15 protein-coding genes are annotated in these 14,863 nt (G+C 60.1%); 14 read left to right on the plus strand and 1 reads right to left on the minus strand.

Translation table 11 applies throughout. The features are described from left to right. The first annotated feature begins 96 nt into the window (after positions 1 to 96). The 12 genes from VSX42_RS09715 (at position 97) to VSX42_RS09770 (ending at position 11,809) form a co-directional block, all read left to right on the plus strand. Positions 97 to 654, plus strand: a complete 558-nt coding sequence (locus VSX42_RS09715) for a PH domain-containing protein (protein ID WP_326504089.1) — start codon at positions 97 to 99, stop codon at positions 652 to 654. Beyond that, the gene (locus VSX42_RS09720; RefSeq protein WP_326504090.1) at positions 655 to 2,280 is read left to right on the plus strand and encodes a PH domain-containing protein; all 1,626 of its coding nucleotides are present in this window, start codon (positions 655 to 657) and stop codon (positions 2,278 to 2,280) included. Between the two features lie 61 nt (positions 2,281 to 2,341). Next, positions 2,342 to 3,244: a Rossmann-like and DUF2520 domain-containing protein gene (locus VSX42_RS09725; RefSeq protein ID WP_326504091.1), complete on the plus strand. Its 903-nt coding sequence runs from the start codon at positions 2,342 to 2,344 to the stop codon at positions 3,242 to 3,244. A gap of 90 nt (positions 3,245 to 3,334) precedes the next feature. Next, on the plus strand, positions 3,335 to 4,201 hold the full coding sequence (panC, locus tag VSX42_RS09730) for a pantoate--beta-alanine ligase (RefSeq protein ID WP_418950796.1): 867 nt from the start codon (positions 3,335 to 3,337) through the stop codon (positions 4,199 to 4,201). A 97-nt stretch (positions 4,202 to 4,298) separates the two neighbouring features. Then, positions 4,299 to 5,756, plus strand: a complete 1,458-nt coding sequence (gene lysS, locus VSX42_RS09735) for a lysine--tRNA ligase (RefSeq protein ID WP_326504187.1) — start codon at positions 4,299 to 4,301, stop codon at positions 5,754 to 5,756. 124 nt (positions 5,757 to 5,880) lie between these two features. Beyond that, the gene (locus VSX42_RS09740; RefSeq protein WP_326504093.1) at positions 5,881 to 6,078 is read left to right on the plus strand and encodes a hypothetical protein; all 198 of its coding nucleotides are present in this window, start codon (positions 5,881 to 5,883) and stop codon (positions 6,076 to 6,078) included. A gap of 204 nt (positions 6,079 to 6,282) precedes the next feature. Continuing rightward, a complete protein-coding gene (locus VSX42_RS09745) occupies positions 6,283 to 6,636 on the plus strand; it encodes a histone-like nucleoid-structuring protein Lsr2 (RefSeq protein WP_237199726.1) in 354 nt (117 codons plus the stop codon). Between the two features lie 324 nt (positions 6,637 to 6,960). Then, entirely contained in the window at positions 6,961 to 9,579 is a 2,619-nt protein-coding gene (locus tag VSX42_RS09750; RefSeq protein ID WP_326504094.1) for an ATP-dependent Clp protease ATP-binding subunit, read from the plus strand. Between the two features lie 415 nt (positions 9,580 to 9,994). Next, the gene (locus VSX42_RS09755) at positions 9,995 to 10,501 is read left to right on the plus strand and encodes an amino-acid N-acetyltransferase (protein WP_326504095.1); all 507 of its coding nucleotides are present in this window, start codon (positions 9,995 to 9,997) and stop codon (positions 10,499 to 10,501) included. A 90-nt stretch (positions 10,502 to 10,591) separates the two neighbouring features. Further along, positions 10,592 to 11,149 carry a hypothetical protein gene (locus tag VSX42_RS09760; protein ID WP_326504096.1) on the plus strand — a complete coding sequence of 186 codons (558 nt, stop codon included), beginning with the start codon at positions 10,592 to 10,594 and terminating at the stop codon, positions 11,147 to 11,149. After that, positions 11,134 to 11,463: a hypothetical protein gene (locus tag VSX42_RS09765; protein WP_326504097.1), complete on the plus strand. Its 330-nt coding sequence runs from the start codon at positions 11,134 to 11,136 to the stop codon at positions 11,461 to 11,463. Before VSX42_RS09760 ends, VSX42_RS09765 begins: the two co-directional genes overlap by 16 nt. Before the next feature lie 46 nt (positions 11,464 to 11,509). After that, positions 11,510 to 11,809 (plus strand): hypothetical protein, encoded by a 300-nt coding sequence (locus VSX42_RS09770; RefSeq protein ID WP_326504098.1) that lies wholly within the window; start codon positions 11,510 to 11,512, stop codon positions 11,807 to 11,809. On the opposite strand, the gene VSX42_RS09775 is transcribed toward VSX42_RS09770, so the two are convergent. Then, a complete protein-coding gene (locus tag VSX42_RS09775) occupies positions 11,806 to 12,771 on the minus strand; it encodes an A/G-specific adenine glycosylase (protein WP_326504099.1) in 966 nt (321 codons plus the stop codon). The two genes, VSX42_RS09770 and VSX42_RS09775, sit on opposite strands and share 4 nt — an antisense overlap. An 86-nt stretch (positions 12,772 to 12,857) precedes the next feature. Here VSX42_RS09775 and VSX42_RS09780 point away from each other — a divergent pair, with 86 nt between their 5' ends. Beyond that, positions 12,858 to 13,640, plus strand: coding sequence for a hypothetical protein (locus VSX42_RS09780; RefSeq protein WP_326504100.1), 783 nt, complete (start codon positions 12,858 to 12,860; stop codon positions 13,638 to 13,640). Between the two features lie 96 nt (positions 13,641 to 13,736). Further along, the gene (gene disA, locus VSX42_RS09785; protein ID WP_326504101.1) at positions 13,737 to 14,804 is read left to right on the plus strand and encodes a DNA integrity scanning diadenylate cyclase DisA; all 1,068 of its coding nucleotides are present in this window, start codon (positions 13,737 to 13,739) and stop codon (positions 14,802 to 14,804) included. Positions 14,805 to 14,863: the final 59 nt, after the last annotated feature.

Genomic DNA, 14,863 nt, shown 5'->3' on the forward strand with positions numbered 1-14,863 from the left:
CGCTGCCGACCCTCCCGCTGGCTCTATCGAGCCAGCAGCTTCGCTGTGAGCCTGCCTACCTTTATGAATAAGCCTTATACGTAACGAGAGAGCACCATGAACGAGCCGCAATTTACACCTACCCTGCCCCCGCTCGACCTGGATGGCCTGGGCAGGCAGACTATAGATTTGCCCGAGGTCAGCTGGAAGCGGGTTTCGCCCAAGTACGTTCGGGTTAAGCTCATTACCTCTCTCATCTGGTCTCTCATTCTGCTGGGCCTGGCGTCCTTGCCGCTTATCATGACGCTTGTGGTGGAGAGCTGGAACTGGGCGCCCTGGGCCTACTGGGGCCTACCTGCCCTGGTGCTCATCTGGCGGCTGTGGGCACTGATACTGGTCAAGCGCCGGGTGCAGGCTATCGGCTACAGTGAACGCGCTGACCACCTGCTTAAGCGCTCCGGCCTGCTCTTCCGTTCAGTCACCGCCGTACCCTACGGGCGTATCCAGTACGTCGATGTGTCTTCTGGTCCGCTCGAAAATGCGCTCTCACTGGCCAGCGTCGAGGTAAAAACCGCGGCCAACAGCATCACCATTCCGGGCCTGGCCAAGAGCGAGGCTGATCAGCTGCGCGAGGTTCTCACCGACCTGTCGGACGCCAGAATGGCAGGCCTCTAAATGAGCGAACAGGTACCCACCTCAGAATCTCTGTCGGTTTCCACCGACATCACCGCCCGTGAAGAAGCTACCCTCACCTGGCGGCGTGCCCACCCGCTCTCACCCCTGGTGCGGGCCTGGCTGATTATCGTCGTGTTCGTCTACACCATCGCTAACAACCTGGTCGACGACCTCTTCACCGGCGAAGAGCCCCTTGACCTGCGCAAACTTGGGCAGAGCGGCCCACCAGATACCGTCTTTCTCTCCTGGACGAGCATCTTCGGGGGTTTCTGGTTCCTGGGCGTGTTGGGGGTCTTCTTCCTGCTTCTGTTGCTGCCTTTTCTCTCAACCTGGTTCTTTTACCGCTTTGCTGTGGATGCCCGCAACGTCTATATCAAGAGCGGCATGCTCTTCAAAACTGAGCGCAAGGCTCGGCTGGATCGCGTGCAGTCCATCGATGTGAACCGTCCGCTTATGGCCCGGCTGCTGGGTTTGGCAGAGCTCAAGTTCGACGTAGCAGACGGTGATTCTTCTGCCCTGCGGGTGCAGTTCCTCAAGTACGCCGACGCCCGCTCCCTGCGCGAGCAGCTACTCGCTCAGGTGCGCACCCTCAAAGCCGATGCGGCAGAGTCCCCGGCGCCGGCGTCCGCTCCTGCCGACCAGCCCGCCCACCACGACATGGCAGACCGCCTGGGCGCCCACCTCACCGAGAACTTTCTGGGGGTTAAGGACGCCGGTGAGCAGCTTATCGTCAAAGTGCCGGTTGCGCGGTTGCTGGGGTCGATGGTGCTGAGCCTGGGCTGGGTCGTGGGCCTGCTGTTCCTCTTGGGCATGGGTGGGCTGATGTTTTGGGCAGGGATGTCCCTGGGGGCTATTTTCGCTTCGAACGTGGCGGTTATCCTGGCTATCGTTTCGAGCACCTGGAAGCGCTTTAACACCGGTTTCAATTTTTCGCTGTCCACCAGCCCGGACAGCCTGAAAACCCGTTTCGGTTTTACCGACACCACCACCCAGACCCTGCCCGAGGGGCGTATCCAGCGCATTTCGGTGGAGCAACCCCTGCTGTGGCGCATGGTTGGCTGGTACCGAATCAAGGTCACCCTGCTGGGTAAGGGCAGCGACCAGGGTGAATTCGCCGGTGAGCTGTTGCCGGTGGGTACGCTCGACGACGTGATGCGGGTGCTGCCCCTGGTGCTCCCTGCCCAGCAGGACGGCGGCGTGTCACCTGACCAGCTTTTAGCCGGCCTGGCAGGAAGCGGCACCGATCAGGGCTTTACGGTCTCCTCGGCGTCCGCCCGCTGGTTTGACCCGTTCACTTACCGCCGCAACGGTTTTGCGGTGACCCCTCTGCTTCTCTTGGTCCGCTCGGGTCGCTGGGTGCGCCGTCTAACCTTTGTGCCGCACCGTAAGGTGCAGAGTTTTGAGCTGGCCCAGGGGCCCCTGCAGAAGAAGGCAGGGCTGGCCCATCTGTCCTTGCGGGTTGCAGGGGGAACCCTGGCTACCTCCGTGCATAATGCGGACGCTGAGGTCGCCCGTGCCCTGACCGTCCGCCTGGCTCAGATGGGGATAGCATCTGCTTTACCCTATTCTTTTTCTCTTCACCCTGAGACAAACTCTAGGGTAAAGAGAGAAGGGGTAGGGTCTTAGGGAGTGAGCAGCACGGTGCCCCGGTAAACTAAGCAGGCAGGACGCAGACAGAAAGGGCCCCATGCAGAGCACTAACCACCTTAAGCCCGCCCGCCTGGGTATCGGCGTGATTTCAGCAGGGAAGGTAGGGGCCGTGCTCGGCGCAGCCCTCCGTGCCGCCGGGCACCTAATCACCGGCGTCCATGCCGTCTCAGAAGCCTCCCGCACCCGAGCTGAAGCCCTGCTCCCCGGCGTCCCCGTCTCCACCATTCCCGAGATTATTACCACCAGCGAAGTAGTGCTCCTTGCCGTACCAGACGACGCCCTACCCGACCTGGTCAAAGGCATCGCCGAAACCGACGGCTGGCGACCCGGGCAAATCCTCATCCATACCTCAGGACGCCACGGCGTCGGCGTTCTAGCCCCGGCTACCGCCCAGGGCGCCATCGGCCTAGCCATTCACCCGGCCATGACCTTCACCGGCCTCTCCCTCGACCTGCCCCGCCTCGCCAACACCAGCTTCGGCATCACCGGCCCAGCCCCCTTCACCCCCATCGCCCAGGCCCTGGTCGTCGAAATGGGCGGGGAACCCGTCCTCATCGCCGAAGGCGACCGCCCCCTCTACCACGCAGCCCTCGCCCACGGTTCCAACCACCTGGTCACCATCACCGGCCAGGCCCTCCAAATTCTGGCCTCCATCGGAATCGAGAACCCGGCTCGCTACATCGAACCCCTGCTGAGAGCCTCCCTCGACAACGCCCTCGCCAACGGCGATAGCGCCCTCACCGGCCCCGTCGCCCGTGGGGACGCCCACACGGTAGCCGCCCACGCCCAAACCCTGGCCAGCTACGCCCTCGAAGAAAACGCAGACGACATCAAGGCCGCCTACCTGGCCCTCGCTCGCGCCACCGCCGAACGCGCCCACAGCCGCGGAGCCCTCACCGATGAGAGCTACCATGCTGTGCTTCAAGCGCTCGCCGGGTAAACTGGGAGGGCGCAAAACACGAAAGGACCCCTCACCACCGTGACGAGTCAAGCCTCTATCGCACACACCATCACCGATCTTGGCAACGAAATGCTCCTGGCCCTCACCACCGCCAGCCGCCGCCGAGACACCGGTGAAACCCCCGCCGCAGAGAAACCCCTCACCGTAGGCTATGTAGCCACCATGGGCGCCCTGCACGACGGGCACGCTACCCTGATTCGCCGTGCCCGCGAACAGAACGATGTTGTGGTGCTCTCTATCTTCGTGAACCCCCTCCAATTCGGGCCCAACGAAGACTACGACCGCTACCCCCGCACTCTTGAAGCGGACGCCGCCCTGGCGACCGAAGCGGGCGTCGACGTCATCTTCGCCCCCACCGTTGAAGAAATGTACCCCGGTGGCGACCCCAAAATCACCGTTGTTTCAGGCAAGCTGGGCACCCTCTTTGAGGGCAAGACCCGCCCCGGCCACTTCGACGGCGTGCTGACCGTGGTCAATAAGTTCTTCAATATTCTGAAGCCCTTGGTAGGGGAGGGAACCCTCAACGCTTACTTCGGGCAGAAGGACGCCCAGCAGCTGGCCCTCATTCAGCGCATGGTCAAGGACTTCAACCACGAGGTAACCATCAAGCCTGTGCCCGTGGTACGTGCGGACGACGGCCTTGCCCTCTCATCGCGCAACCAGTACCTGAGCGCTGAAGAACGCGAAGCGGCCCTGGTGCTTTCCCGCACCCTGGCAACCCTGCGCGAAAAGTACATCACCAGTAGCTTCACCGCTGAGGATATCGCCCAGGCCCGCGCCACGATCGATAGCACCGACGGCGTGCGCCTGGACTACCTAGAAGTGGTCGATACCGACACCTTTGAGGCCCCCCAGAATGAACAAGCACGTGTGCTAGCGCTCGTGGCAGCCTACGTTGGCTCCACTCGCCTCATCGATAACATGGAAATTAACTAAGACCTCTACACCCAACCTAAGAACAGGTACATCATTGACTGAACAGGGCAACACCCCCGCAGAAACCACCGGCTTCGACCACGGCGTCTCAGAGCAGATGCAGATCCGCCTCGAAAAGCGCGCCAAGCTGCTTGAATCCGGGCGCGAAGCCTACCCCGTGGGCGTCCCCGTCACCCACACCATCACCGAAATTCGCGAAAAGTACGACGGTACGCTCGAAGCTGACCAGACCACCGGTGATATCGTGGGTGTCGCCGGACGCGTGGTTTTCGTCCGCAACACCGGCAAGCTCTGCTTCGCCTCCCTGCAGCAGGGCAACGGCACCCGCATCCAGGCCATGATTTCCCTGGCCAGCGTAGGCGAAGAATCCCTGGCAGACTGGAAGGCACTAGTTGACCTGGGCGACCACATCTTCGTCAAGGGCGAGGTTATTTCTTCCCGCCGCGGCGAGCTCTCCATCATGGCCGAAGAATGGCAGATGGCATCCAAGGCCCTGCGCCCCATGCCCAACCTGCACTCTGACCTTAACGAAGAGACCCGCGTGCGTCAGCGCTACCTCGATTTGATGGTGCGCGATGAAGCCCGCGACCTGGTGATCAAGCGCGCCAAGATTACCCAGACCGTGCGTAACGTCTTGAACGACCACGGCTATATTGAGCTGGAGACCCCCATCCTGCAGCTCATCCACGGTGGCGCAGCAGCCCGCCCCTTCGAAACCCACCTGAACGCTTTCGACCAGCCCATGACCCTGCGCATCGCTACCGAGCTCTTCCTCAAGCGTGCCGAGGTAGGCGGTCTGGAGCGCGTCTACGAAATCGGCCGCGTCTTCCGCAACGAGGGCGTGGACTCCACCCACAGCCCCGAATTCACTACCCTAGAATGCTACGAAGCCTATGCTGACCAGTTCGTTATGGCCAAGCGTATGCAGGAAATTATCATGGCCTGCGCTGACGCCGTAGGCGTACACCAGATTGAAACCGAAGCAGGTACCATCGACCTCACCGGCGAGTGGAAGTGGCTGGGTGTCTACCCCGGTCTCTCTGAAGCTGTAGGCGTTGAGGTCACCCCCGCCACCACCGCAGAAGAGCTGCGCGCTATCGCTGAGAAGCACGAGGTTCCCGTTGACCCCAAGTGGGACGCCGAGAAGCTAGTCGTTGAGCTCTTTGGCGAAATCGTGGAGCCCACCCTGATTAACCCCACCTTCGTCTACGACTACCCGCCCTCAGCCCAGCCGCTGGCCCGACAGCACCGCTCCGAGGCCAACCTCATCGAGGCCTGGGACCTCATCATCGGCGGTATGGAGCGAGGTACTGCCTTCTCTGAGCTCATTGACCCCGTGATTCAGCGTGAGCGCCTCACTGAGCAGTCCAAGCTGGCTGCCGGTGGCGATGATGAAGCCATGCAGCTCGACGACGACTTCCTGCGAGCCCTTGAATACGGTGCGCCTCCCATGGGCGGCCTGGGCCTGGGTATTGACCGCCTGATTATGCTCTTCACCGGCGTAGGTATCCGCGAAACCATCCTCTTCCCGCTCATGAAGCCCGAAGCCGAGTAAAGCGTCCTTACGCCCCTCTAGCCCGCCCGGCAGTCTGCCGGGCGGGCTTTTGTTTGCCAGCCTCTCTACACCGCCGCCTAGGGTAGATTGGAGGGAGCATAAACCCGAGGAAGGTAGAGAAGAGATGGAATTCCTGATTGGCCTGGTTCCCTCAATTGGCGCGGGCCTGGTGCTTTATTTTATTTTGCGCTGGATGAACCGCGCTGACCGCACTGAGCGTGCCGCCCGCCGGGATATCGAAAAGGACGCTGAAGCCTGGTACCGCTCTGTAAAAAACGCGGACGGAACACGGGATCCTTTTGGAACATCAGAAACTAAATAAAAGTCTTTTTGTTCTCTGAAGCGTGACTTTATTTCCTTTTTGAGAAAAGAATATGTACTATTTATTTTAGTCATCAAGGGTGACTAACTCGATTGCGTGCCCCACAGAAAAGGGTAGAGGTGGAATACCCTCTTGTATGTGTTTCCCTACCCAAAACGCGATTGAGTTCATATTCCCTCAACAGATTCATCCAAGGAGAAAATAATGGCTCAGAAGGTCAAGATTATTCTTGAAGACGACCTCGACGGCGGCCCCGCAGAAGAGACCGTACGCTTCGGTCTCGACGGTGGCCAGTTCGAAATTGATCTTTCGAGCGCCAACGCTGCCCGTCTGCGCGACGCTATCCGTCCTTTTGCTGCTAAGGCCCGCCGCGTGCAGGGCGCCCAGCGCACCCCCGGCCGCCCCGCAGGTTCACGCACCACTACTAAGCGCAACCCTGAAATCGCCGAAATTCGTAAGTGGGCTCAGGAAAATGGCTACGAGGTTTCAAGCCGCGGTCGTATCCACCAGAACATTCAGGACGCCTACTACAAGGCTATGGGCAAAGAAAGCAAGTAAATAATCTTCTTCTTGTCTCTCTGAGGCGGAACCCGGTCAGCGGGTTCCGCCTCATTATTTATAAGCGGCCTATAAAGCACAGACATGGAAAATACTGGATAAACTCCAGGCGCATCTGACCGAGTAAATATAGAGGGGCATCTACACAAAAAGGTGGACAACCTTGAAGTTGCGCAGCTGACTCAATGCCAGCCCTCTTGGCGGCATGAGACGCGGGACCTTTCCCTCCCTGCGAACACCATTCATTCCGTGGCGAACAGGGCCCCGCGGGCGCAGAAACGCGCGTAATCTTTTGGGTAATAGTAAGTTTCCAAGGAGTGTTCAATGTTTGAACGGTTTACCGACCGCGCCCGCCGCGTCATCGTGCTTGCCCAAGAAGAAGCACGCATGCTGAACCACAACTACATCGGCACCGAACACATTCTGCTCGGTCTGATTCACGAGGGTGAAGGTATTGCGGCTCGTGCTCTTGAGTCGCTCGGTATAAATCTCACTGCTGTGCGCGACCAGGTGCAGGACATCATCGGTTCCGGCCCCCAGGCTTCCAGTGGCCATATTCCTTTTACCCCGCGCGCCAAGAAGGTGCTTGAGCTCTCCATGCGCGAGGCCATTCAGCTGAACCACGGCTACATCGGTACCGAGCACATTCTGCTGGGTATGGTGCGCGCTAACGAGGGTGTGGGCAACCAGATTCTGACCAAGCTGGGCGCTGAGCCCGCTAAGGTCCGCCAGTCCGTGATGGATCTGATTTCTGGCTACCCCGGTAACAACAATGGTGAGGGCGGCAAGGAGACCGCCGGTGTGGGTGCGGGTAACTCTCGCGAGGGCACCCCGGCTGGGTCTGCCATTCTTGACCAGTTCGGACGCAACCTCACGGCTGCGGCGCGCGAGGGCAAGCTTGACCCCGTGATTGGTCGCCATAAGGAGATGGAGCGCGTCATGCAGGTGCTCTCTCGCCGTACCAAGAACAACCCCGTGCTGATCGGTGAACCCGGTGTTGGTAAGACCGCTGTAGCTGAGGGCCTGGCCCAGGCTATTGTTCACGGTGATGTGCCTGAAACTTTGAAGGACAAGCACCTTTACACCCTGGATCTGGGTTCCATGGTGGCCGGTTCCCGCTACCGTGGTGACTTCGAAGAGCGTATGAAGAAGGTGCTGAAGGAAATCCGCAACCGCGGCGATATCATCCTCTTCATCGATGAGATTCATACCCTGGTCGGTGCAGGTGCCGCTGAGGGCGCTATCGATGCTGCCTCAATCCTGAAGCCCATGTTGGCCCGTGGCGAGCTGCAGACCATCGGTGCAACTACCCTCGATGAGTACCGCAAGCACATCGAGAAGGATCCCGCCCTAGAGCGCCGTTTCCAGCCTATCCAGGTCGATGAGCCCAGCCCCGAGCTGGCTGTTGAGATTCTCAAGGGCCTGCGTGATAAGTACGAAGCCCACCACCGCGTGACCATCTCAGATGAGGCTCTGGAAACCGCCGTTAACCTGGCCCACCGCTACATCTCTGACCGCTTCCTGCCCGATAAGGCTGTTGACCTGATTGACGAGGCCGGTGCCCGCCTGCGTATCAAGCGCATGACCGCTCCGCCTGAAATCAAGGTGCTCGAAGAGCGCATCGCCAAGCTCAAGGGCGAGAAGGAAGAGGCCATTGCTGCTAACGAGTTCGAGAAGGCAGCTGACCTGCGCGATAAGGAGCAGAAGCTGGCTGCTGAGAAGGAAGAGGCTGAGCAGCAGTGGCGCAACGCCGGCGACGCCTTCGGTGAGGTAACCCCCGAGGTTATCGCCGACGTCCTTGCCTTCTCCACCGGTGTTCCGGTCTACAAGATTACCGAGGAAGAGTCCGGCCGTCTGCTCAAGATGGAAGAGGAGCTACACAAGCGCGTCATTGGCCAGGAGAACGCTATCAAGGCTCTTTCCCGTTCAATTCGCCGCACCCGTGCGGGCCTCAAGGACCCCAAGCGCCCCGGTGGCTCCTTCATCTTCGCCGGCCCCACCGGCGTCGGTAAGACCGAGCTGGCTAAGGCTCTGGCTGAGTTCCTCTTTGGTGATGAGGACGCTCTCATCACCTTGGATATGTCGGAGTATCAGGAGAAGCACACTGTGTCTCGCCTCTTCGGTGCCCCTCCCGGCTACGTCGGCTACGAAGAGGGTGGCCAGCTGACCGAGAAGGTCCGCCGCAAGCCCTTCTCCGTTGTGCTCTTTGACGAAGTTGAGAAGGCCCACGCCGACCTCTTCAACTCCCTGCTACAGATTCTGGAAGACGGCCGTCTGACCGACTCCCAGGGTCGCGTGGTGGACTTTAAGAACACCGTGATCATCATGACCACCAACCTGGGCTCCCGCGAAATGGCCCGACGTGTGCCCGTAGGCTTCCAGCAGGTCGGCGACGACCAGGGCTCCTACGAGCGTATGCAGGGCCGGGTTATGGAGTCCCTCAAGGAGCACTTCCGCCCCGAGTTCCTCAACCGCGTGGACGACATCATCGTCTTCCCCCAGCTCTCCGAGTCTGAGATTCTGCAGATTGTTGACCTCTTCGTGGCCCGCCTGGCTAAGCGCCTGGCCGAGCAGGATATGTCAATTGAGCTGACCGATAAGGCTAAGGCTCTTATGGCAGCTAAGGGCTACGACCCCTCCATGGGTGCCCGCCCGCTGCGCCGCGAGATGCAGCGCAACCTGGAAGACCCGCTCTCTGAGAAGATCCTCTTCGGTGAGATCAAGTCCGGCGAGAAAATCACCGTGGACGTTGAGGGCGAGGGCGACCTGGCCAAGTTCACCTTCTCATCAGCTCCCCTGGGTGAGCTGGACGCCGAGGCCTTCGACAAGGCCTTTGGCGAGAACGAGAAGGAACTCCCCGCAATCCCCGAAGCTGAGGTAGCTAACGAGACTGCCGAGCAGCGTTTCGAGGCTGAAGAGGCCCGCGAGGCCGACGAGCGCTAAGCCGCTTCTGCAAGCGCAAGCCGCCTGTAGCGTCCTGATACCAAGGACGCCGCAGGCGGCTTTGTGCTGCACCGGGTAGTTTTGTGGTGCGCTGGCTGGTTCTGTGATGCTTTTGTGATGGGCGGTCAAAGATGTAACCAAAGCTTGACCAACCTTTCAGCTTGCGCCCAGCTCTTTAAGGCTTGCGCTCAAGGCTGGCTTGCCATACTTGAGTCATACGGTTCGACAGAGCCCCTGAAGACTCAAAGCCCCGGTGTGTGGGGCTGCTTTAGGACAAGAAGACTCTTGTGTGTATGTGTGTGTAATGATGTAAATCAGCTCTCGCGCCGCTTAGCGGACGGGGGCTGATTTATTGTTTAAGGACCTCGTCTCACACAGCTTTGGCCCTCAGCAGGCCGGGCAGTAGCCTTGAGGAATGACAGATGTGACCGTCCGCCCCGCCACCGTGCACGATGTGCCCGCTATCCAAGCCTTGGTGCGCCCCCTGGCCCTTGAAGGAATCCTACTCGATAAAGAAGCCGTGGCCTACTATGAGGCTATCCAGGAGTTCCTTATTGTTGAGGACGCCACCGGGCAGGTCCTCGGCTGCGGGGCCCTGCACGTGATGTGGCAGAATATTGCTGAAATTAGGACGCTGGCGGCAGCTCCTGCGGCGCGCGGTCGGGGAGTGGGGCACGCCCTGGTGGCCGCTCTGGTGGAGCGGGCCCGGCGGCTGGGCGTTGCCAGTGTTTTTTGCCTGACCTTTGAGGTGGATTTCTTCAAGCGGCAGGGGTTTAGAGTGATGGAGAACCAGGATCAGATTGACTCTGAGACCTTTATGGAGCTGCTGCGGTCGCACGATGAGGGTGTGGCTGAGTTTCTTGACCTTGCTCGAGTGAAGCCCAATACCCTGGGAAATACCCGGATGATTCTGGAAATCTAGGGGGAGGAGCTGGAGGTTTTCCTTCTACAGGTCTAGAATCCACCCGGCTTTTAAGGTAATCTAGTTCACAACTTCTGAAAGGTGTGAACCATGAACCGTCAGGATTTACAGGGAACATACCGTCAGAAAAAGCGACCCGGCATCGTTGCCGGCGCCGCACTCGGCTTGAGCCTCTTGCTAGCCGTTGTGGCCTCGTTTTTCCTGGCGGGAACTTCAACTTTAGGGCGCTCATCCAGCAGTGAGCCTATCGAACATATCACTGTTACCCGCAAGGCAGCGGTCCCCGGCTATTCCGATGCCCAGTGCTGGCAGGCCTTCACCCGCGTGGCCGAAACAAATATTTTGGGCAAGGAGCTTCTGGCCCATAAATTCTCCGTTATCTGGTGTGCCAAGGACGGCGGCATCGTCTACCAGCAGGACGCCACCACGGTTGACTACGAGGGCCCTAACATGCGCTCAGACCCGCCTGCTAACCCCGATTATTCACTGGCCTATGAGTTGGATTCCCTCGAGTCATACCGCACGGTTATTAGCCGCATGGTGAATAACAGTAGCGGTCTGCCGAGCTACGGTTTCGAACGGTGCGTGGCCTTTACACTCGACGCTGAGGGTACAGCGGAAGGAGAGCTCTCATGCGTCCCCAACTAGACCTTGAGCAGGTACCCGGTACGGTTCTGGCTGAGGATGGCCGCCTGGTCTTTCTGCAGACAGCACCTGGCCTCTTTGCGACTTGGGTTTATCCGCTGGCCCTGTTCCTGCTTTTGCTCGTGAATCAGCCCCTAGCCCTGTGGGTGGTGCTAGCCGCTGGTGTTTATGCCCACGGAGTTCGCTACCCCAGGGTCTATGAGGTCTTTTACCCGGTCTACTTCTATCTTTCGGTGGTGCTTGTGGCCCTCCTACCCGTGGTGCACCTGGTGCTTACCTTGGCGACCGGGGTGAGCGTAACGGACGGGCGGCCCTAGCCCCAGTGAGAAAGCGAGGAGGGCCGTGAAAAGAAGTGAGGCTGACATGTTAAAGAGAACAGACACCCACTACGACACCACCGGCCGTCAGGTCTACCTTAACTACCGACCGGGTTTCTTCGCCCAGCCTTGGTACCCGGTGCTGGTCTTTGTGCTCCTTGCTCCCTCTGCCCAACTTTTGTCCCTTATTCTGCTCATCGCAGGCACATACGCTAACGGGGTGCGCTACCCCCGCCAGCACGGGGTCTTCAAACGAGGCTACTTCCTCTTCTCCTTCATTGCCGGAGTGGTTATTCCCTTCGCAGCGATTTTCTGGGGCAGTGCAACGGCCGTAAACTTCGGTTAGAGGCTGACCCTACCGCCCTCAACCTGCCGAGCGAGGCCGTCTGCCAGGAGCCCCGAGAAGCAGCGCTCAACCTGCTCTGGCTGGGGAGTGAGCGCCCGCAGCTTCGCAACAGCAGGAACAAGTCCCTCGGGAACAACAATATCTGCCTGCCCCACACTGGTCAGCAGCTGGGTCGGCACCGGCTCCTGGGCAGCGCGCAGCACGCCCATCATGGCACCCCGCAACTGGCGGTCGGTACCCGCCCAAGCCTGGCCCTTAGGCACATAGTCGGCCTCGGGGCGTCCTGCCGCAACCCAGGCACAGGAATCCACCACCGGGCAGCGCTCGCAGCTCGGGGCTTTAGCGGTGCAGATGAGTGCTCCCAGCTCCATGACCGAGACATTCCACAGGCAGGACGCCGCCAGGTCAGTGGGCATGAGCTCGTCGGCTAAGCGGGTTTCGGCAGCTGTAAGCGCCTTAGCAGGCAGTGCTTTTCCCGAGATAAGGCGGGCATGAACCCGACGGATATTGGTATCAATCACCGTGGCCCTTGCACCAAACGCAAACACAGATATAGCTGCCGCGGTATATGAGCCCACGCCGGGTAGGGCCAAAAGCTCCTCGTAGCTACTCGGAACCTGGCCAGCGTGCTGCTGAACAATAGCCTGCGCCGCAGCGTGTAGGCGAAGTGCCCTGCGGGGGTAGCCCAGGCGTCCCCAGGCCCGCACAGCCTCGCCCGAATCTTCAGCCGCCAGATCAGCGGGGGAGGGCCAGCGCTCTAACCAGGTCTCCCAGACCGGCAAGACCCGCTTAACCGGAGTCTGCTGCAGCATAAATTCGCTGACCATTACCTCCCAGGGAGTATTGCTCCCGGTACGCCAGGGCAAATCTCGACGGTGCTCCAAGTACCACCCGTTAATCTCGGTGTGCAGGTTCTCAAGTTCCTGGGGAGTCAGCTGGCTCAGCGGCAAAGTAAAAGACACCCCAACACTCTAAAACACCCGCCTTTACGAGAGCTAATACGGTGCAAAAGTTCCGCAGGTGGCATAGAAAAAGGTACTCTAGATGTATGTCTGAAAACGTTGATTCACAGGTGGAAGAAGTCTCACCCGAGGTCTACCGCCGCCGCCGCATTGTTGCCGTCCTCATCCTGGTACTCGTCCTGCTCCTCATTATCGGCCTCATCAGCTGGTTAGCAGGCCGCGGTAATAGCTCCGATAACGCAACCGCCACCGCAAGCACCTCAACCAGCGCCGAAGCCTTCAGCGACTTTAGCCAGCGCGCCACCGAATCAGCGACCCCCTCAGAAAGCGCTGAAGCCAGTGAATCAGCCTCAGCCGAAGCCAGTGAATCAGCAACCGCTAGCGAGAGCGCAGAGGCCACCGAATCAGCCGAGCCTACCGAGTCTGCTGAAGCTACCGAATCAGCTGAACCCACTGCGTCCGCCTCACCCACTGAAGCCGTTGTGGCAGCCTGCACCGCAGCCGACCTGCAGGTAAGCCTGACCGCCGACCGCACCAGCTACGCAGCGGGCCAGAACCCCGCCCTGGCTGTTACCTACACCAACACCTCGGGTAACCCCTGCATCGTGACTGGTGGTGCCAATAACGTAGACGTTAATATCACCTCCGGCCCCGCCCAGGTCTACAACTACGCCCAGTGCTACGCCAACCCCGTAGCCGACGCCGAAGTGGCCGCCGGTGCCACCAACACCACCGCCCTGACCTGGAACCGCTCCCTCAACGTCCTGGGCTGCAATACCGCAGCAACCATCCAGCCCGGCTACTACTGGGCAACCGCGACCGTCAACGGTGTGGCCTCTCAGCCCGTCCGTATCATCGTCACCGGCTAAGCCCTCCTAGCCCACAGACACCTACCGCCCCGGCCCGCCCTGCGTGTGCCGGGGCGGTGCCGTTAATGGGGCGACGAGTGCACTAAAATTGGTGAAGTGCTAACGGTTTATAGTGAATCCCTGCTGAAAACAATCGCCCAAATCGCCCCCGGTACCGAACTCCGCGAGGGTCTGGAACGAATCTTGCGCGGCCGCACCGGTGCGCTCATTGTGCTGGGCAGCGATAAGACCGTAGCGCAGATGTCATCGGGTGGCTTCGCTATTAATACCGAATTCTCTGCCACCCGTGTGCGAGAGCTTGCCAAGATGGACGGCGCGATTGTTTGCGACAAGGACGCTTCCACCCTGCTTGCAGCCGGGGTGCAGCTGCTGCCCGACCCGTCCATCGACACCAATGAGTCGGGCACCCGCCACCGCACGGCAGAACGTGTGGCAAAGCAAACCGGCTTCCCCGTTATCGCGGTGAGCGCCTCGATGTCTCTGATTTCGGTCTACACTGAGGGGATCCGCTACACGGTTGAAGACACCCAGTCGCTCATGAGCCGCGCCAACCAGGCGATTCGCACCCTCGATAGCTACACCGAACGCCTAGAGCAGGTACTCCATCAGCTGTCCTCCCTCGAAATTGAAGCTAACGTAACCCTGCGCGATGTAGCCAGCACCCTGCAACGTATGGAGATGGTCCGTAGAATCACCGTCGAGGCGGGCCACTACGTAGTGGAGTTGGGCAACGTGGGCCGCCTGGTTGCCCTCCAGCTTGAAGAACTGACCACCCACGACCTGCCCGCTACCTGGGTAGTGTTGCGTGATTACTTGCCCGCAGACACCAGCCCCGAAGACCTCCAGGCCGCTGTGGACGCCCTAGCCCAGCTCGACGATAAGGAAATCGTTGACCCCCTGACCATCGCCCGCACCGCAGGGCTGGGCGAAGAGCTGGACGCCCCCCTGCACCCCCACGGCCACCGCCTGCTGGCCGGTATCAAGTCCATGCCCGGGGCGGTTGCTGACCGCCTGGTCGACCGCTTTGACGGCCTACAGTCGCTCATGGCCGCCAGCCTCGATGATCTGCGGGCCGTTGAGGGCATCGGTGAACAGCGCGCCCGCGTGATTCGAGAATCCCTCTCTCGCATGGCCGAAAGTTCGCTCCTTGAGAGATTTATGTAGTCTTTGACCTACGGTTTAAGGCCCGTGCTTAAAGTGTCAGCCACCGGCCTTATGCTGGT

The sequence above is a fragment of the Rothia nasimurium genome, assembly GCF_035916755.1.
Taxonomy (GTDB): domain Bacteria; phylum Actinomycetota; class Actinomycetes; order Actinomycetales; family Micrococcaceae; genus Rothia.

What these genes read in the sequence shown, in the direction of transcription:
- VSX42_RS09715 (WP_326504089.1), top strand. Translation starts at nt 97, where the DNA reads ATGAACGAGCCGCAATTTACACCTACCCTGCCCCCGCTCGACCTGGAT.
- VSX42_RS09720 (WP_326504090.1), top strand. Translation starts at nt 655, where the DNA reads ATGAGCGAACAGGTACCCACCTCAGAATCTCTGTCGGTTTCCACCGAC.
- VSX42_RS09725 (WP_326504091.1), top strand. Translation starts at nt 2,342, where the DNA reads ATGCAGAGCACTAACCACCTTAAGCCCGCCCGCCTGGGTATCGGCGTG.
- panC (WP_418950796.1), top strand. Translation starts at nt 3,335, where the DNA reads ATGCTCCTGGCCCTCACCACCGCCAGCCGCCGCCGAGACACCGGTGAA.
- lysS (WP_326504187.1), top strand. Translation starts at nt 4,299, where the DNA reads ATGCAGATCCGCCTCGAAAAGCGCGCCAAGCTGCTTGAATCCGGGCGC.
- VSX42_RS09740 (WP_326504093.1), top strand. Translation starts at nt 5,881, where the DNA reads ATGGAATTCCTGATTGGCCTGGTTCCCTCAATTGGCGCGGGCCTGGTG.
- VSX42_RS09745 (WP_237199726.1), top strand. Translation starts at nt 6,283, where the DNA reads ATGGCTCAGAAGGTCAAGATTATTCTTGAAGACGACCTCGACGGCGGC.
- VSX42_RS09750 (WP_326504094.1), top strand. Translation starts at nt 6,961, where the DNA reads ATGTTTGAACGGTTTACCGACCGCGCCCGCCGCGTCATCGTGCTTGCC.
- VSX42_RS09755 (WP_326504095.1), top strand. Translation starts at nt 9,995, where the DNA reads ATGACAGATGTGACCGTCCGCCCCGCCACCGTGCACGATGTGCCCGCT.
- VSX42_RS09760 (WP_326504096.1), top strand. Translation starts at nt 10,592, where the DNA reads ATGAACCGTCAGGATTTACAGGGAACATACCGTCAGAAAAAGCGACCC.
- VSX42_RS09765 (WP_326504097.1), top strand. Translation starts at nt 11,134, where the DNA reads ATGCGTCCCCAACTAGACCTTGAGCAGGTACCCGGTACGGTTCTGGCT.
- VSX42_RS09770 (WP_326504098.1), top strand. Translation starts at nt 11,510, where the DNA reads ATGTTAAAGAGAACAGACACCCACTACGACACCACCGGCCGTCAGGTC.
- VSX42_RS09780 (WP_326504100.1), top strand. Translation starts at nt 12,858, where the DNA reads ATGTCTGAAAACGTTGATTCACAGGTGGAAGAAGTCTCACCCGAGGTC.